Source organism: Stenotrophomonas sp. DDT-1, from assembly GCF_001580555.1.
In the GTDB taxonomy this organism is placed as follows: Bacteria; Pseudomonadota; Gammaproteobacteria; order Xanthomonadales; family Xanthomonadaceae; genus Stenotrophomonas; species Stenotrophomonas sepilia.
In genome coordinates this window covers 1-17,332 of sequence record NZ_LEKR01000006.1, presented here as the reverse complement: position 1 = coordinate 17,332, position 17,332 = coordinate 1, and the positions used below count along the sequence as shown (strand labels likewise).

Here is a 17,332-nt window from a genome sequence, read left to right as displayed (position 1 = left end):
GTGCCGTCGAGCATGGGCTCGACGCTACACGGCAGGCGTCACCGCCCGGCCAACCAACCGATCACGCCCTCGGCGGCACGCCGGCCACTGGCGTAGCACGCGGTCAGCAGGTAGCCGCCGGTGGGGGCCTCCCAGTCCAGCATTTCACCGGCGCAGAACACGCCAGGAACGGCCCGCAGCATCAGGCCGTCATCCAGCGCATCCAGGCGCACGCCACCGGCGGTGCTGATCACCTCGGCCATCGGCCTTGGGCGCAGCAGGCGCAGCGGCAGGTGCTTGAGCGTGGCGGCCACAGCCGGCAGGTCGTTGCCGGCCTCCCTGCCAAGAATCTCGAACACGAGTGCGGCCTTCACCGCATCCAGACCCGCCTGGCGGCGCAGGTGCTCGCCGAAGCTTCGGCCCTTGCGCGGACGTGACAGGTCGGCCAGCAGGCGCGCCTCGTCGCGACCCGGCACCAGGTCCAGCCACAGCATTGCGTGGCCATCGCGGTTGATGGTCTCGCGCAGGTCGGCGGCCAACGCGTAGACCAGACTGCCTTCAATGCCGTACTCGCTGGCCACGCACTCGCCTTGCAGCGACCGCGGTTGTCCAGTCAGGTCGATCCAGTGCGCGACCACCGGCCTCAATGGTGCGCCGGCATTGCGCTGGGCAAAGAACGGCGTCCAGTCCACGTCGAAGCCACAATTGGCTGACTGCAGCGGCGCGATGTCCACGCCACGCGCCTGCAGTGGCACGACCCAGGCGCCGTCGCTGCCCAGCTGCGGCCAACTGCCGCCGCCCATCGCCAGTACCGTGGCATCGGGGTGCACATCGATTTCCCCCGCCTCGGTGGCAAAGCGCAGGGCGCCGTCGTCGCTCCAGCCGATCCAACGGTGGTTGGCATGCAGGCGCACACCCTGATCCTTCAACCGGCGCACCCAGCCGCGCAGCAGCGGCGCCGCCTTGCGGTCGACCGGGAACACGCGGCCGGAGCTGCCCACATAGGTTTCCACGCCCAGGCCGGCGGCCCAGTCACGCAATGCCTGCGCGTCGAAGCCATCCAGCCAGCTGCCGACCACGGCGGCCTGCTCGCGGTAGCGGCTGTCGAACAACGGCCGCGGATCGGAATGGGTGAGGTTGAGCCCGCCCTTGCCGGCGATCAGGAACTTGCGGCCAGGCGACCCCTTGGCCTCGTACAGGTCGACCTCCAGCCCAGCGGCACGCAGGCGTTCGGCGGCGAACAGGCCGGCCGGGCCGCCGCCAATGACGACGACCCGATGGGGCATGGCGGCATTACGGTTTGACATCGAGCAGCTCGACGTCGAACACCAGCGACGAGCCCGCCGGAATCGGGCCGACCTTGCGGTCCCCGTAACCGTAGTCCGGCGGAATCATCAGCGTGCGCTTGCCGCCGACCTTCATGCCGGCCACGCCCTCGTCCCAGCCGCGGATGACCTGGCCGGCGCCGAGCGCGAAGGTGAACGGCTCGCCGTGCTTGAAGGAGCTGTCAAAGGTCTTGCCGTGCCTGGTCTCGGTACGGTTGTCGTAGATCCAGCCGGTGTAGTGCACCGTGACCTTGCTGCCGGCGATGGCTTCGGCGCCGGTGCCGGGCATGGTATCGATCCGCTCGAAGGTGGTCAGCGTGCCGCCGGGCGGCGGGCCGGATGGTTCGGTCGAGCAGCCAGCGGCGGCGAGGGACAGCAGCAGGGGAAGCAGCAGGCGGCGCATCGGGCGTCTCCAGAAGGGCGCGGGGCGAGGGCGGCAAGGGTAGCGCATCGGCGCCGGGTATCATGGGGCCATGGCAAAACTCCTGCTCAATCTGCGCAATGTCGGCGACGACGAATATGCCGATGTCTGCACGCTGCTCGATCAGCACGGCATCGCCTGGTATCGCACCGAACCCAGCCCGTGGGGCATTTCCAATGGTGGCCTGTGGCTGCGCGACGACGCTGATCATCCGCGTGCGAAGGCGCTGATGGCGGAGTACCAGGCGGCGCGCGGCGTGCGCGTGCGGGCTGAACGCGAGCAGGCATTGCGCGAGGGGACGGCGGAGACATTTGGCAGCCTGTTCCGGCGCCGGCCGGCCTATGTGGTGCTGGTGCTGCTGTCGATGGCCGGCGCGGCGGCGCTGGTGCTGCTGCCGTTCCTGCTGTTGCGGGGGTAACGGGTTTCGGCCGGGTTGCACCCGCAGAGGCAACGGCAACGTCAGAAGCGGGTTTCCGTGGGATGGCGCGGCGGTGTGGGCAGGCGGGTCATGCCGTAAACCCATCTTTGGGGGCCAGATCAAACGGTCCCGCCTACCCAAACCGCCACGCTTCTGACAGTTCCCGCGATCTGAAGTTGATCCACGCCATCCGTGGATGAACGGGTAAATCTGACCCTGGGGCGGTCTGGCGCTAAAATGGCGGGATGATCGCCAATACCGCTGCCTATCATTTCGCCGTCATCGACGCTCCCCAGGCCCTGTGCGACCAGCTGCTGGCCCGTGCCGGGACGGCGCAGCTGCGCGGCACGATCCTGGTGGCCGGCGAGGGGCTGAACCTGTTCCTGGCGGGGGCGCCGGAGGCGGTCGAGGGCTTCTATGCAGCGCTGCGTGCCGATGCGCGTTTCGCCGGCATGCGGGTCAAGACCAGCCTGAGCGAGCACCAGCCGTTCGCGCGGCTGAAGGCCAAGGTCAAGGACGAGATCATCAGCTTCCGTCGCGATGACGGCCAGCCGTTGGACTATCCGCGCGCACCGTCGGTCGATCCGGCCACCGTGCAGCGTTGGCTGCGGCAGGGGCATGACGATGCCGGCAAGCCGGTGGTGATGCTCGATACCCGCAACCTGCAGGAAGTGGAGTACGGCACCTTCAAGGATGCGCTGGTGTTGCCCATCCGCAAGTTCACCGACCTGCCCGAGGCGCTGGCGCCGCATCGCGATGCGCTGCGGGACAGCACCGTGGTCAGTTTCTGCACCGGCGGCATCCGCTGCGAGAAGGCCGCGCTGTGGATGGTCAATGACGGCATGGACAATGTGCTGCAGCTCGATGGCGGCATCCTCGGCTACTTCGAGGAGGTGGGTGGCGAAGGCTACGAAGGCCGCTGCTTCGTGTTCGATGAGCGCGTGGCGCTGGATGCCGAGCTGAAGCCGATGGTCGACCAGCCGCTGCCCGAACCGCGCCCCAGCGCGTTCTGACTGCATTTCTGTAGCGCCGAGCCCATGCTCGGCCGCTGTTGGTCGACGAAAGGCAGCCGAGCATGGGCTCGGCTCCACGATCCGGTGGGCGTTGAACCTGCCCTACGGGAATCAGCATCCCGCCACCGTCACTGGCCGCTGCGCCCGGCCGCCCCCATGCAAGGGTGATCCTGTGACGGAAAACCGCCTGATGATCCCGTTGTCGATCCTTGACCTGGCCCCGGTCTGCGAGGGCAGTGACACCACCGCCGCCTTCGCCAACATGCTGGAACTGGCGCAGCACGCCGATGCGCTGGGCTACCGCCGCTACTGGCTGGCCGAACACCACAACATGCCCGGCATCGCCAGTGCCGCCACCGCCGTGCTGATCGGCCATGTTGCCGGTGGCACCCGACGCATCCGTGTCGGCGCGGGCGGCATCATGCTGCCCAATCATGCCCCGCTGCAGGTGGCCGAGCAGTTCGGAACGCTGGCCTCGCTGTATCCGGACCGCATCGACCTTGGCCTGGGCCGTGCGCCGGGCACCGATCAGCCGACCGCGCGTGCACTGCGCCGCTATTTCGACAGCGCCGACCAGTTCCCGCAGGACGTGCGCGAGCTGCTGCACTACTTCGAGCCGGTCCAGCCTGGACAGGCGGTGCAGGCCGTTCCGGGGGGGGGCCTGCGGGTGCCGACCTGGATCCTCGGTTCAAGCCTGTTTGGCGCACGCATGGCCGCCTCGATGGGCCTGCCGTATGCATTCGCCTCGCATTTCGCGCCGGACGTGATGGACGAAGCGCTGGCGGTGTACCGCCGCGAATTCCGCCCCTCGGCCACGTTGAAGCAGCCGCACGCGATGCTGGCCCTGAACGTTGTTGCCAGCGACAGCGAGGCCGAGTCGCGTCGCCTGTTCACCAGCCAACAGCAGAGTTTCGTCAACCTGCGCCGCGGCCGGCCGGGCAAGATCCCGGCGCCGATCGACGACATTGAAGCCTTCTGGGAGCCGCACGAAAAGCTCGGCGTGGAACGGGCCCTGGCCTGCACTGTACTGGGCGATCCGCAGCAGGTGGCCGAGGGTATCGCCGCTTTCGTTGAGCGGCACAAGCCTGACGAGCTGATGCTCACTGCCAACCTGTATGACCACCGTGCGCGCCTGCGTTCCTTCGAGCTGGCGATGAACGCCTGGCATGGCAGCCACGCGGGCTGAACAATCGCGTCACGGCCCGTTGCGGCCGATCCGCGTCTGATGGGAGCTCCCCTTTCTGGAGTTCCCACCATGGCCGAGACCCGTGCCGAACACATTGCCCAGCTGGCTGAACTGATCAAGGACGTGGAGGTGGCGATGTTCACCACCACCGGCGTCGATGGGCGGCTCTACAGCCGGCCGTTGGCCACCCAGCAGGTCGCCTTCGACGGTGACCTGTGGTTCGTGATCACCGCCGACAGCCCGAAGGTGGCTGAGATCGCGCTCGACCCGCGCGTCAATGTGGCCTATGCCTCGCCATCGAAGAACACCTATGTGTCTGTGGCGGGGCGGGCGCGGGTTGTCGATGATCGCGCGAAGATCGAAGAGCTGTGGTCGCCGGCGATGAAGCTGTTCTTCCCCGCCGGCAAGGAAGACCCCAACCTTCGCCTGATCCACGTGCGCGCCGATAGCGCCGAATACTGGGATGGCCCGGGCACCTTGCTGGGCAAGGCATTGAGCTTCGTGCTGTCGGCGGTGCAGGACGATCCGGCACCGCTGGCGGACAACGGATTCGTCGACCTTCGGTGATTGCCGCATCCACGCGTTGCGTGGATCTAGCGGATGCCGGTAGTGCCGGCCGTTGGCCGGCGACCCTGGAAACGTGGCAGCCGGTCATCGGCCGGCTCTACCGGATGCCGCTTCAGAACCAGCGCTGGAAAAGTTCCACTGTATAGCCCACCAGCTGCCCCGAACTGAAGCCGAAGAACGCGATCGCCACCAGCGCTGCGATCCAGTTGAACAGCATCAATGCACCATCGCGCTCCAGCAGCGCCAGCGAGAACAGCAGCAGCTGGAAGCCGAACAGGAAGTTGGTGAACGGAATCGGCAATGACAGCAGGATGCCCAGCAGCACCAGCAGCAGGCCGCTGAAGGCGTGCGCGGGCAGCGGTGTCAGCAACTGCGGCAGGCGAGGTTTCAGCATCCTGTCCAGCCGCCGCAACGGGCGATCGATACGGTCCAGGAAGCGGTGCATGGTGCCGCGCTTCGGCCCGCGTCGGGCAATGAAACCCGGCAGCCAGGGCCGGCGCAGGCAACACAGCATCTGCAGTCCGATCAGGACCACGAGTGGGCCGCTGACCGCACCCCCCATGCCCGGGATCGGGATGAACGAGGGCAGGATCGCCACGAACAGGAACACGCCAAACGCGCTCTGCTGCAGGTTGCTGAGGATCTGGCCAAGCGGCATGTGCTCGGCAGGATCGCCGGAGGCGAACATCTCCAGCAGGGTGCGGATGCCCTCGTTGCGGTAGGTCGGGCGCTGCGCGCCCTGGCCCTGGCCGGCCTCAGGCGGTGAGCTCATCGGCCTGCTCGTCGGATAACGTGCGCAGCAGCAGCTTGTCCACCCGCGCACCGTCCAGGTCGACCACCTCGAAGCGCCAGCCGGCCCAGTCGAAGTACTCGCCTGCGTGCGGGATGCGGCCGAAGTAATGGATGCACATGCCGGCCAGCGTGTAGTAGTCGCCATCCTCGGCATCGGGCAGGTCGTTGCTTCCGATCAGCTCGCGCAGGTCCTCGATCGGCAGCGAGCCGTCGACCAGCAGCGAGCCGTCCTCGCGGGTCACCACCAGTGCGTCTTCATCGGCATTCTCCACCGCCTGCAGGCGGCCAACCACGGCGCCCATCAGGTCGCTGATGGTCACCAGGCCCTGGATCTCGCCGTACTCGTCCACCACCAGCGCCATCGACTGCTGCTCCTCGCGGAAGATCTCCAGCAGCTTCATCGCGTGGGTCGATTCGGACACGTACAGCGGTTCGCGCAGGGTCTGGAACAGCGCGTTGTCGCCGCGCGCCATGCGCGTGGCCAGCGATTTCAGCTCCAGCACGCCGACCACGTCCATGTCGTTGTCGCGGTACACCGGGTACCGCGAGAACTCGTGCTCGGCCATGATGTCCAGATTGCGCTCCAGCCCGGCCTGGGTGTCGAGCCAGGCAATGCGGTTGCGCGGGGTCATCAGGCTGTCGGCGGTGCGGTCGCCCAGGCGCATGACGCGGTTCATCATGTCGCGCTCGTGGGCGTCGATCACGCCAGCTTCGTGGCTCTCGGCCACCAGCATCCGGATCTCTTCTTCAGTCACCTGCGCGGCCTCGTCCTTGCCCAGGCCCAGCACCTTCAGTACCAGCTGGGTGGTCTTGGACAGGAGCCAGACGAAGGGCAGGGCCAGCCTGGCCAGCCAGCTCATCGGCATCGCGACCAGGCCGGCAATGGCCTCGGAGCGGGTAAGGGCCAGACGCTTGGGCACCAGTTCGCCGAAGATCAGCGTGATGAAGGTGATCAGCGAGACCGCCAGGGCGGTGCCCACTTCGCGCGCGTACGCAAAGCCGGGCATCAGGCCCTGCAGCCAGCCGGCGATCGCGTCGCCGATCGCATCACCACCGAGGTAGCCGGTCAGTACGCCGATCACGGTGATGCCGATCTGCACCGTGGACAGGAAGCTCTCCGGCTTCTCCGAAAGCTCCAGCGCCTTGGCGGCGCGCTTGGAGGTGGCGGCCATCTGCTTCAGGCGGCTCTTGCGCGAGGTCATGACCGACATCTCGGACATGGCGAAGAAGCCGTTCAGCAGAACCAGCGCGAAGACAATCAGGATCATTTCAAACACGGGCGTCGTCCCCGGTTGGTGGCAGGGAGGGCGGGTGCTTGCGATGGCGGCTGGCGCTCAGGAACAGGGTCCGGCGCGGCGCAGGGGGATAAGGGTCGTCGTCCATAAGGTGCGCCCGGAGGCGCGCTGGCATCTTAGCAAAGGGGCGTGGCAGGGTGGCAACCGCCTGTTCAGGTTGGGGGTCCCAGAGCCCGGAAAGGGCGCGGGGATACCCGTGATGGTCATCTAGCCGTCATAATTCGCTCTGGTGCCGTCCTTCCCGCGACGGCTGACAGGTTTCTCAATGTTCTCTCTGCAGACCATTTTCGGTTCCGGCAAACAGTTCTACACCCTGCTCGATGAGGCTGCCGTCGCGGCTTCCGATGCCGCCAAGGCGCTGCATTCCATGCTGCGCGAGGCCGATCGCCAGCCCGCGCTGGACGCCTTCAAGCTGGCCCGCCTGCGCGAACGCGCGGCCTCGGACAAGATCAGCCAGGCGCTGGTGGACAGCTTCATGACCCCGATCGAGCGCGAAGACATCGAGGCGCTGGGTTCGGCCCTGTACAAGATTCCGAAGCAGATCGAGAAGTTCGCCGATCGCTATTCGCTGGCCACGACCCACCTGGAGCACATCGACTTCGCGCCGCGCGCGGCGATGCTGGAACAGGCCGCCGGCGTGGTGGTGGAGATGGTGGCCGACCTGCGCCACATGAACCTGGACCGGATGACCGCGCTGAACGAGAAGCTGCGCTCGCTGGAGAACGAGGCCGACCGCCTGATGCTCGAGCTGTACCGCGACATCTACTCCGGTCGCCTGGACAACCTGCAGATGTTCCTGCTGAAGGAATTCTTCGAGATCCTGGAAAAGGCCATCGACCGTTGCCGCGAGGCCGGCGTGGTGGCGTACCAGATCGTGTTGAAGAACAGCTGACGGACGCCGCCGCATGTTGACCCTTGTCCTGGTGGTGATCCTGGCCGCGCTCGTCTTCGAGTTCATCAACGGCTTCCACGACACTGCCAACTCCATTGCCACCGTAGTGGCGACCAAGGTGCTCTCGCCCGGCTGGGCGGTGATGCTGGCCGCCTTCATGAACCTCATCGGTGCGCTGACCGGTACGGCGGTGGCGCTGACCATCGCCTCGGGCCTGCTCAACACCAACGTGGTCGAGGTTACTCCGCAGGTGATCCTGTGCGCCCTGCTGGGCGGCATCATCTGGAACCTGATCACCTGGTGGAAGGGCCTGCCGTCCTCGTCCTCGCACGCCCTGATCGGTGGCCTCTGTGGTGCCGGCCTGGCCGCGGCCCACAACAACTGGGACGCGCTGATCTGGTCGGAGCGCCTGGGCAGCTGGGCGCAGAACAAGGGCCTGCTGTGGAAGGTGTTCGTGCCGATGATCACCTCGCCGATCGCCGGCTTCCTGCTCGGCATCGTGGTGATGGTGCTGCTGTGGGCGCTGATCGCCGGCCTGGCCAAGATCGGTGGCGCCATCGGCCGCCTGGCCCGTCCGCGCATCGTCAATGCCTTCTTCGGCAAGGCGCAGATCGCCTCGGCGGCCTACATGGGCTTCGCCCACGGCCACAACGACGCGCAGAAGACCATGGGCATCATCGCGATGACCCTGATTGGTGCCGAAGCCACCGGCGCACTGAACGATCTGCCGTCCTGGCTGGCCTTCATGCACCCGGACGCGCACGCCGGAGACGGCATCGCCATGTGGATCGTACTCACCTGTGCGGTGGTGATGGCTGCCGGTACCGCCTCGGGTGGCTGGAAGATCATCAAGACCCTGGGCCACAAGATGGTCAAGCTGCACCCGATCCACGGCTTCGCCGCAGAGACCAGCTCGGCCACCATCCTGACCCTGGCGGCCCACTTCGGCATGCCGGTCTCGACCACGCATAGCATCTCCACCGCGATCATGGGCGTCGGTTTCGCCAAGAACCCGCGCTCGCTGAAGTTCGGCGTGATCGAGCGCATCGTCTGGGCTTGGATCCTGACCATTCCCGCGGCAGGCGGCTGTGCGTACCTGATCCTGAAGCTGTTCGAGCTGTTCGGCTGGACCTGATCGCCACGCCAAGGTGCACACGAAAAAGCCCGCCGACTACCGGCGGGCTTTTTTCATGGGCAGTGAATCCTTCCGGACACATCGTGTCGACCAAGGTCGACACCTTGCCAGAGCAGAAACAGGGATCCGATCCCGTGCCGACCAACGGTCGGCACCCACCAACAGCGCACGGAAACTGTCGAAGGCGGGGTGGGATGGGCAGGCGGGGGCGCAGAGCGCCATGGATGGCGCTCTACGAGGCACGCAGGAGCAGTTTTTGCCGTCCCCCGCCTGCCTATCCCACCCCGCCAACCCACGGAAACCCTGCTTTTGCCGTTGCAGTAGCAGTTGCAGTTGCCGTTGATCCGGCGGGTGCCGGGCCGCAGGCCCGGCCGACCGTCCTCAATTGCGTTGGAACAGCGCCTGCACATCCCTGCGGAACGCCGCCTGGCTGTCCGCCCGGCTGTAGAACATGTGCCCGCCCGGGTAGCTCCGCACCTGCACCCGGTCCGGATTGCTGCCCATCGTCGGCATCTGGTCCACGGTCAGGATCGAACCCATGAACGGGCACGACAGGTCATTCCAGCCATGCACGATCAGCACCTGCAGGTTCGGGTCGATCGCCACGGCCTGGCGCAGCTGGGTCACCGCGCCATCGCGCAGCTCGCCATTGCGGTCCCACAGCCGGTTCACGTCGTAGTTCAGCGCCTGGTACCGCGCATCCACCTTCCAGCCGACCACGCGCGTCACGAAGTCGACCATCGCCGTGGTGGTCGGCGCAATGATGCTGTCCAGCAGCGGATCGTTGGCGCGCTGCTCCGGATCGTTCGGGAATGGATCGAACGCGGTCACGTTGGAATCGTAGCGGCTGCCCAGCGTGCCCTTGTCGCGGAACACTTCACGCAGGTAGGCCTGGGTTTCCAGCCGGCCACCGGCACGGCGCACGAACTGCGGGTCCAGCCCGGTCAGTTCGGTCACCCGGCGCAGCATTGCCTCGGTCGCCTGCGGATCGCTGCGGCCCTTCATCAACGCGGTGGCGTAGTCGCCACGGGTGTACTCCACCACGTCGCGCATCGCTGCATCGGTCAGCTTGCCCTGGCGCTCCAGGTGCGCGGCGGCGATCGACGGCAGGGTCTGCATCCACGCCATCGGCGAGACATCGGCGTTGTCTTCCAGGGTCGGGCTCAGGTACGGCGAGACCAGTACCAGGCCGTTCATCGCAACTCCCAGCCGGGTCTGCAGGTAGTGGGTGATGCGCGGGCCACGGTAGCCGCCGTAGCTCTCGCCGGTCAGGTACTTGCGCGACGCCATGCGCTGGTTGCGCAGCAGCCAGTCGTAGATCGAGCGTGACAGGTATTCGATGTCGGCGCTGGGGTTGTACAGCGCCTTCTTCGCTTCGTCGTCGCCGATGCGCGCGCGGCTGAAGCCGGTGCCGACCGGATCGATGAACACCAGATCGGTGAAGTCCAGCCAGGTGCCGGGGTTGTCGTGCAGCGTGGCCGGCGCCGACGCGCTGTCACCCTCGGAGCCGAAGGTCACCACCTTGGGCCCGATCGCGCCCATGTTGAGGTAGACCGACGATGCACCGGGGCCGCCATTGAGCGCGAAGGTCACCGGCCGGTCCTTGCCCGGCATCGTGTAGGCGGTGAACACCACGTCGGCAATCACCTTGCCCTTGGCATCGCGTACCGGCAGGGTGCCGACGGTGGCGGTGTAGTCCAGGGTGCGGCCGGCCAGGCGCATGCTCTGGCGGGCCGAGGCGTCTGCGGGCAACGCAGGTGCCTCGGTCTTGTCGTCTTTCGGATCGGGCTTGGCGTCGGCATCAGGCGCGGCCAGCACGCTGGCTGGGGCGATGAGCAGGCCGACGCAGAGCGCGGCAGTGTGCAACAGAGACTTCATGGCACCGGCTGGGCAGCGGAAGGGGATTCCGATGCTAGGCCGGTGGCGGCCCTTGCCGTATGTGTCCAAAGACATGGCCCCGGCGTTGCGGCCGCGATTGGCCAGCTTGGGTCAAGCGGGCAGGGCGGCTGCCGCTTTGTCATCGGCAAGCAGGCCGTAGACGGCCGAGTCGGCCAGTTCCCCCTGGATGCGCCAGCGCTGGCGCAGCACTCCCTCGCGGCGGAAGCCCAGGCGTTCGAGCACGTGCGCGGAGGGTGCGTTGCGCGGGTCGATCTCGGCTTCCACGCGGTGCAGGTGGAGGGTGCCGAACAGGTAGGCCAGTACCTGCTGCAGGGCCTCGTGCATGTAGCCCTGGCCCTGGCGATCCGGTGCCAGCAGGTAGCCGATCTCGGCGCGGGCTGCAGTGCGGTCCACTGCAAACACCACGCAGATGCCCAGCAGTGGACCTTCCAGTGATTCGCGCACGGCCAGCTTCAGCTGGGTACCGATGGCATGGGCTGCGAGATCATCGTCGATCTGCTCGCGCGCCTCGGCCTGTCGCGTCCAGGCCGGATGATTCCACCAGCGCATCACATCGGGATTGGACTGCAGCGTAAACAGCGCGGCGGCGTCGTCACGGCGGATCGGGCTCAGGACCAGCCGTGCACTGTGCAGCGGCAGGTCGGGGAACAGCAGCGAGTGGCTGGCCAATACGGTGGTCCACGCGGATGGACGCGCATTATGGCGCCGCCGGGTTTGCCGATGGGGGCGGAATGCCCGGGGCGGATGGGGTCGGATCCCTTTCCCGGCGGGAAACGGATCCGACCCCGCGAGGGATCAGACTTCCAGCGAAGCCAGGTCGCCCTTCGACTCCAGCCAGCCCTTGCGGTCGGACGCGCGCTTCTTGGCCAGCAGCATGTCCATCAGCGAGCGGGTCTGCTCGCCATCGTCCACGGTCAGCTGTACCAGGCGGCGCGTATCCGGGTGGATGGTCGACTCGCGCAGCTGCGGCGGATTCATCTCGCCCAGGCCCTTGAAGCGGGTCACGTTGATGGCGCCCTTGATCTTCTCGCGTTCGATCTTGTCCAACATCGAGCGCTTTTCTTCTTCGTCCAGGGCATAGAACACCTGCTTGCCTACGTCGATGCGGAACAGCGGCGGCATCGCCACGAACACGTGGCCGGCATCGACCAGCGCCGGGAAGTGCTTCAGGAACAGCGCGGTCAGCAGCGTTGCGATGTGCAGGCCGTCGGAGTCCGCGTCGGCCAGGATGATCACCTTGCCGTAGCGCAGGCCGCTGATGTCGTCCTTCCCCGGATCGCAGCCGATGGCGATGGCCAGGTTGTGTACTTCCTCCGAGGCCAGCACGCTGTTGGACGAGACTTCCCAGGTGTTCAGGATCTTGCCACGCAGCGGCATGATCGCCTGGAAATCCTTGTCGCGGGCCTGCTTGGCGCTGCCGCCTGCCGAGTCACCTTCCACCAGGAACAGCTCGGTGCGCGACAGGTCCTGGCTGATGCAGTCTGCCAACTTGCCGGGCAGGGCCGGGCCCTGGGTGACCTTCTTGCGGACGACCAGCTTCTCGGTCTTCAGGCGCGCGCTGGCACGCTCGATGGCGATCTGCGCGATCTTCTCGCCCAGCTCCACATTCTGGTTGAGCAGCAGGCTGAAGGCATCATGGGCGGCACCTTCGATGAAGCCGGCCGCCTGGCGCGAGGACAGGCGCTCCTTGGTCTGGCCGCTGAACTGCGGGTCGGTCATCTTCAGCGACAGCACGAACGACACGCGGTCCCACACGTCTTCCGGGGCCAGCTTGACGCCACGCGGCAGCAGGTTGCGGAAGTCGCAGAACTCGCGCAGCGCCTCGGTCAGGCCGGTACGCAGGCCGTTGACGTGGGTGCCGTGCTGGGCGGTGGGGATCAGGTTGACGTAGCTTTCCTGCACCAGCTCGCCTTCCGGCAGCCAGGCCACTGCCCAGTCCACGACCTCGGTGTCCTTCTTCAGGCTGCCGACGAACAGCTCGGCCGGCAGCATCTCGCGATCGCCCAGCTCCAGCTTCAGGTAATCGCGCAGGCCGTCTTCGTAGTACCAGGTATCGACTTCACCGGTGGCTTCATCGGTCAGCTTCACAGTCAGGCCCGGGCACAGCACGGCCTTGGCGCGCAGCAGGTGCTTGAGCGCGCGCACCGCGAACTTCGGCGTATCGAAGTACTTCGGGTCCGGCCAGAAGCGCACGCGGGTACCGGTGTTCTTCTTGCCGACGCTGCCGACCACTTCCAGCGGCGTGGCACGGTCGCCGTTGCGGAAGGTGATGCGGTGTTCGGCACCGTCGCGCTTGATGTGCACCTCCACCAGGGTCGACAGCGCATTGACCACGCTGACGCCGACGCCGTGCAGGCCGCCGGAGAAGGTGTAGTTGTTGTTGCTGAACTTGCCGCCTGCGTGCAGGCGGGTGAGGATCAGCTCGACACCCGGGATCTTCTCCTCCGGATGGATGTCCACTGGCATGCCGCGGCCGTCATCGCTGACCTCCACGCTGCCGTCCTTGTACAGGGTGATCTCGATCGAACGGGCGTGGCCGGCGAGGGCTTCGTCCACCGAGTTGTCGATCACTTCCTGCGCCAGGTGGTTCGGGCGCGCGGTGTCGGTATACATGCCGGGACGGCGCTTGACCGGGTCAAGGCCGGACAGGACTTCAATATCGGCGGCGTTATAACGGGCGTTCATCTGTCTTCGAAAGCTTGGAGCGACGGGCAAGTGTGGGGTCTGGCACGGGATTTTGCACGCCTGCGGTTCAGTCTCGGCGACGCAGAGGGGGTAAAATGGCAGCCGCTGGAATCTGAACGCCGGCGCTCCGTTGGATCAGAACGTCCAAGCCATACCGCGAGGAGGACTCCATGAAGAAGTTGCTGACCATTGCGATCCTGGCCGCTGCCGCTGTTGCAGTGCCGCTGGTGGTGGCGCAGAACGCCGGCCAGTCGGCCCCGCAACAGGGTGATCAGGCCGACAAGGCCCAGGCCGAGGCCGATGCCAAGGCCAAGCGCCGGGCCCAGGCCAATGCCCAGATGAAGGCGCAGGGCCAGCCGGCCCCGCAGCAGGAAGAGGAAGAGGAAGCGCGCAAGAAGCGCTGATCCCGCGGCCTGCCAGGCGCCCTTGCGACAAGGGTTGCGCTCCGGAACGCCCCGCTCAGCGGGGCGTTTCTTTTTAGGAACGTGGCGTCAGCCTCTTGGGTTGGCGGCCATCAATCTGTAAACTATGGCTTTCCGGGAGTAAGTGCGTGTCCACCCTTTGCGAATGGGCTGGAGCGGCCAAGCGTGGCTTCCAGCAAGGCGGGTCGCAGGTGACGGTCGATTTGACCGGCACGGCCGCCCCGACCTCGCACGATGGTTCCCGTCCGGCCCCCGCTGCCGCACGGATCCGCACCTCCCTCGCTGCCTCAGCGAACCGGAAAACCCCCTCTGAGCACCATGCCCGCCCTCCGGGTGCGCGTGGTGCTGCCGTTTTCCATTTCCAGACAGGATGCTTGCAGCCATGACTCCCTTGATTTTCGTAACCGGCGGCGTGGTGTCCTCGCTCGGCAAAGGCATTGCCGCCGCGTCGCTGGCCGCCATTCTCGAAGCCCGTGGCCTGAAGGTCACGATGATGAAGCTCGACCCGTACATCAACGTCGACCCGGGCACCATGAGCCCGTTCCAGCACGGTGAGGTCTATGTCACCGACGACGGCGCGGAGACCGACCTCGACCTGGGCCACTACGAGCGCTTCGTGCGCACCCGCCTCAGCCGCAAGAACTCGGTCACCACCGGCCGCATCTACGAGAACGTGATCCGCAAGGAGCGCCGCGGCGACTACCTGGGCGCGACCGTGCAGGTCATTCCGCACATCACCGACGAGATCCGTCGCTGCATCGACGAAGCCACCGAAGGCTACGACGTGGCACTGGTCGAGATCGGCGGCACCGTGGGCGACATCGAGTCGCTGCCGTTCCTGGAGGCGATCCGCCAGGTGCGCACCGAACGTGGCCCGGAGAAGGCGCTGTTCATGCACCTCACCCTGGTGCCGTACATCGGCGCCGCCGGTGAGCTGAAGACCAAGCCGACCCAGCACTCGGTGAAGGAGCTGCGCTCGATCGGCATCCAGCCGGACGTGCTGCTGTGCCGCTCCGAGCAGGCGGTGCCGGATTCGGAGCGCCGCAAGATCGCCCAGTTCACCAACGTTTCCGAGCGTGCGGTGATCAGCGTGCCGGACGTGGACGTGCTGTACCGCATCCCGTCCGGCCTGCATGCACAGGGCCTGGACGAAATCGTGGTGAACCAGCTGAAGCTGGCCGACAAGGCCGGTCCGGTCGATCTGTCGATGTGGGAAGACGCGGTCGATGCGACCCTGCACCCGCTGGACGAAGTGACCATCGCCGTGGTCGGCAAGTACGTCGATCACCAGGACGCCTACAAGTCGGTCGGCGAAGCACTGAAGCACGGCGGCCTGCGCCAGCGCACCAAGGTCAACCTGAAGTGGCTGGAAGCACAGGACCTGGAAGGCACCGACATGGCCGCACTGGCCGATGTCGACGGCATCCTGGTGCCGGGTGGCTTCGGTGATCGTGGTTTCGAAGGCAAGGTGCTGACCTCGAAGTTCGCCCGCGAGCAGCAGGTGCCGTACTTCGGCATCTGCTACGGCATGCAGGCGGCGGTGGTCGATTACGCGCGCAACGTGGTCGGGCTGGAAGGTGCCAACAGCACCGAGAACGATCGCCAGTCGCCGAACCCGGTGATCGGCCTGATCACCGAATGGCGCACCGCCAGCGGCGATGTCGAGAAGCGTGACGACAAGAGCGACCTCGGCGGCACCATGCGCCTGGGCCTGCAGGAGCAGCGCCTGAAGCCGGGCACGCTGGCCCGCGAGCTGTACGGCAAGGACGTGGTCGCCGAGCGCCACCGCCACCGCTACGAGTTCAACAACCGCTACCGCACCCAGCTGGAAGATGCGGGCCTGGTGATCGCCGGCAAGTCGATGGACGACACCCTGGTGGAAGTGGTCGAGCTGCCGCGCGACGCCCACCCGTGGTTCCTGGCCTGCCAGGCGCACCCGGAATTCCTGTCCACGCCGCGTGACGGCCATCCGCTGTTCATCGGTTTCATCCGTGCCGCGCGCGAGCGGAAGGCCGGCGGCAAGCTGCTTTCCGAAGCGCGCGCCTGACTTGTGAATGGGGGCTTCGGCCCCCATCCTGCATGCTTCAACCCCCAGCGCACCGGCCTGTCCGGTGCTGCGGACAACAAGGAAACGCCATGAAACTGTGTGGATTCGAGGTCGGGCTGGACCAGCCCCTGTTCCTGATCGCCGGCCCCTGCGTGATCGAGTCGATGCAGCTGCAGCTCGATACCGCCGGCAAGCTGAAGGAGATCACCGACAAGCTCGGCGTCAACTTCATCTTCAAGTCCAGCTTCGACAAGGCCAATCGCACCTCGGGCACCGCCTTCCGCGGCCCGGGCATGGAAGAAGGCCTGAAGGTCCTGGCCGAAGTGAAGAAGCAGATCGGCGTGCCGGTGCTGACCGACGTCCACGAATACACCCCGATGGACGAAGTGGCCTCGGTGGTGGATGTGCTGCAGACCCCGGCGTTCCTGGTCCGCCAGACCGACTTCATCCGCAAGGTGTGCTCGGCCGGCAAGCCGGTCAATATCAAGAAGGGCCAGTTCCTGGCGCCGTGGGACATGAAGCCGGTCGTGGAGAAGGCCAAGGCCACTGGCAACGAGCAGATCATGGTCTGCGAGCGCGGTGCCAGCTTCGGCTACAACAACCTGGTCAGCGACATGCGTTCGCTGGCGGTGATGCGCGAGACCGGTTGCCCGGTGGTGTTCGACGCCACCCATTCGGTGCAGCTGCCGGGCGGGCAGGGCACCAGTTCCGGTGGCCAGCGTGAGCACGTGCCGGTGCTGGCCCGTGCCGCCGTGGCGGTGGGCATCTCCGGCCTGTTCGCCGAGACTCATCCGGACCCGTCCAAGGCGCTGTCCGATGGTCCCAACGCGTGGCCGCTGGACCAGATGGAGGCCCTGCTCGAGACGCTGATGGAACTCGACGCGGTGACCAAGAAGCACGGTTTCTCGCGCTTCGCGTGAGTCGTGACCCGTGGGTGGCGCTGGAAACCCAGCGTCACCGCCGGCACTGGAGACAGTGGCCGTGGGGTCTGATCGCGCTGGGGCTGTCCGTGGTGTTCACCGTGGGCGTGTTCTGCCTGGTGCTGATCAGTGCTGCATCGGTGCGGCCACCGGGTGATGGCAGCAGCGCGCCCGATCTTCGGGCGTACTTCATTGCGCTGCTGGTGGCAGAGCTGGTCGGCGCCGTGGGGTGCGTCGCTGCCGCCGTACTGGCCTGGCGCCTGAACCGTGGCAAGGTGGCCGCCGGGTTGGCGATCGTCCTGCTGTCGCTGTGGCTTGGTGCCCTGTTCTACGGGC

At 66.6% G+C, this 17,332-nt stretch carries 17 protein-coding genes; 10 read left to right on the top strand and 7 right to left on the bottom strand.

Annotation, left to right across the window (positions count from 1 at the left end; all coding sequences use genetic code 11):
• Positions 1 to 38: 38 nt before the first annotated feature.
• Positions 39 to 1,286 carry a TIGR03862 family flavoprotein gene (locus AB839_RS04515; RefSeq protein WP_061478456.1) on the bottom strand — a complete coding sequence of 416 codons (1,248 nt, stop codon included), beginning with the start codon at positions 1,284 to 1,286 and terminating at the stop codon, positions 39 to 41.
• Positions 1,273 to 1,707: an FKBP-type peptidyl-prolyl cis-trans isomerase gene (locus AB839_RS04510; RefSeq protein WP_061478455.1), complete on the bottom strand. Its 435-nt coding sequence runs from the start codon at positions 1,705 to 1,707 to the stop codon at positions 1,273 to 1,275. The genes AB839_RS04515 and AB839_RS04510 overlap by 14 nt, the downstream gene beginning before the upstream one ends.
• Before the next feature lie 70 nt (positions 1,708 to 1,777).
• Here AB839_RS04510 and AB839_RS04505 point away from each other — a divergent pair, with 70 nt between their 5' ends.
• The 4 genes from AB839_RS04505 (at position 1,778) to AB839_RS04490 (ending at position 4,909) form a co-directional block, all read left to right on the top strand.
• The gene (locus AB839_RS04505; RefSeq protein ID WP_061478454.1) at positions 1,778 to 2,143 is read left to right on the top strand and encodes a DUF6164 family protein; all 366 of its coding nucleotides are present in this window, start codon (positions 1,778 to 1,780) and stop codon (positions 2,141 to 2,143) included.
• Positions 2,144 to 2,388: 245 nt separating this feature from the next.
• A complete protein-coding gene (locus AB839_RS04500) occupies positions 2,389 to 3,156 on the top strand; it encodes a sulfurtransferase (protein WP_061478453.1) in 768 nt (255 codons plus the stop codon).
• A gap of 190 nt (positions 3,157 to 3,346) precedes the next feature.
• On the top strand, positions 3,347 to 4,342 hold the full coding sequence (locus AB839_RS04495; RefSeq protein ID WP_061478452.1) for an LLM class flavin-dependent oxidoreductase: 996 nt from the start codon (positions 3,347 to 3,349) through the stop codon (positions 4,340 to 4,342).
• A gap of 69 nt (positions 4,343 to 4,411) precedes the next feature.
• Positions 4,412 to 4,909, top strand: coding sequence for a pyridoxamine 5'-phosphate oxidase family protein (locus AB839_RS04490; protein WP_005416015.1), 498 nt, complete (start codon positions 4,412 to 4,414; stop codon positions 4,907 to 4,909).
• A 112-nt stretch (positions 4,910 to 5,021) separates the two neighbouring features.
• Here AB839_RS04490 and AB839_RS04485 read toward each other — a convergent pair whose 3' ends face one another.
• Both AB839_RS04485 and AB839_RS04480 read right to left on the bottom strand, forming a co-directional pair.
• The gene (locus tag AB839_RS04485; protein WP_053501113.1) at positions 5,022 to 5,681 is read right to left on the bottom strand and encodes an exopolysaccharide biosynthesis protein; all 660 of its coding nucleotides are present in this window, start codon (positions 5,679 to 5,681) and stop codon (positions 5,022 to 5,024) included.
• Entirely contained in the window at positions 5,665 to 6,969 is a 1,305-nt protein-coding gene (locus AB839_RS04480; protein WP_005416017.1) for a hemolysin family protein, read from the bottom strand. Before AB839_RS04480 ends, AB839_RS04485 begins: the two co-directional genes overlap by 17 nt.
• 292 nt (positions 6,970 to 7,261) lie before the next feature.
• Between AB839_RS04480 and AB839_RS04475 the strand changes: the two genes are divergently transcribed.
• Together AB839_RS04475 and AB839_RS04470 are read left to right on the top strand one after the other, a co-directional pair.
• Positions 7,262 to 7,888: a DUF47 family protein gene (locus tag AB839_RS04475; RefSeq protein WP_004152833.1), complete on the top strand. Its 627-nt coding sequence runs from the start codon at positions 7,262 to 7,264 to the stop codon at positions 7,886 to 7,888.
• A 13-nt stretch (positions 7,889 to 7,901) separates the two neighbouring features.
• Positions 7,902 to 9,023: an inorganic phosphate transporter gene (locus AB839_RS04470; RefSeq protein WP_014646691.1), complete on the top strand. Its 1,122-nt coding sequence runs from the start codon at positions 7,902 to 7,904 to the stop codon at positions 9,021 to 9,023.
• A 381-nt stretch (positions 9,024 to 9,404) separates the two neighbouring features.
• On the opposite strand, the gene AB839_RS04465 is transcribed toward AB839_RS04470, so the two are convergent.
• From AB839_RS04465 to parE, 3 genes are all read right to left on the bottom strand, one after another.
• The gene (locus AB839_RS04465) at positions 9,405 to 10,901 is read right to left on the bottom strand and encodes a S10 family peptidase (protein WP_061478451.1); all 1,497 of its coding nucleotides are present in this window, start codon (positions 10,899 to 10,901) and stop codon (positions 9,405 to 9,407) included.
• A 111-nt stretch (positions 10,902 to 11,012) separates the two neighbouring features.
• Complete coding sequence (locus tag AB839_RS04460; RefSeq protein WP_061478450.1) at positions 11,013 to 11,591, bottom strand: GNAT family N-acetyltransferase; 579 nt, start codon at positions 11,589 to 11,591, stop codon at positions 11,013 to 11,015.
• Positions 11,592 to 11,717: 126 nt separating this feature from the next.
• A complete protein-coding gene (parE, locus tag AB839_RS04455) occupies positions 11,718 to 13,607 on the bottom strand; it encodes a DNA topoisomerase IV subunit B (protein WP_061478449.1) in 1,890 nt (629 codons plus the stop codon).
• Positions 13,608 to 13,777: 170 nt separating this feature from the next.
• Here parE and AB839_RS04450 point away from each other — a divergent pair, with 170 nt between their 5' ends.
• The 4 genes from AB839_RS04450 to AB839_RS04435 form a co-directional block, all read left to right on the top strand.
• The gene (locus AB839_RS04450; RefSeq protein ID WP_019658885.1) at positions 13,778 to 14,011 is read left to right on the top strand and encodes a hypothetical protein; all 234 of its coding nucleotides are present in this window, start codon (positions 13,778 to 13,780) and stop codon (positions 14,009 to 14,011) included.
• A gap of 400 nt (positions 14,012 to 14,411) precedes the next feature.
• On the top strand, positions 14,412 to 16,076 hold the full coding sequence (locus AB839_RS04445; RefSeq protein WP_005416023.1) for a CTP synthase: 1,665 nt from the start codon (positions 14,412 to 14,414) through the stop codon (positions 16,074 to 16,076).
• A gap of 89 nt (positions 16,077 to 16,165) precedes the next feature.
• A complete protein-coding gene (gene kdsA / locus AB839_RS04440; RefSeq protein ID WP_010485995.1) occupies positions 16,166 to 16,996 on the top strand; it encodes a 3-deoxy-8-phosphooctulonate synthase in 831 nt (276 codons plus the stop codon).
• On the top strand, positions 16,993 to 17,332 hold a 340-nt coding region (locus AB839_RS04435; RefSeq protein ID WP_061478448.1), incomplete at its 3' end, for a hypothetical protein. The genes kdsA and AB839_RS04435, both read left to right, overlap by 4 nt.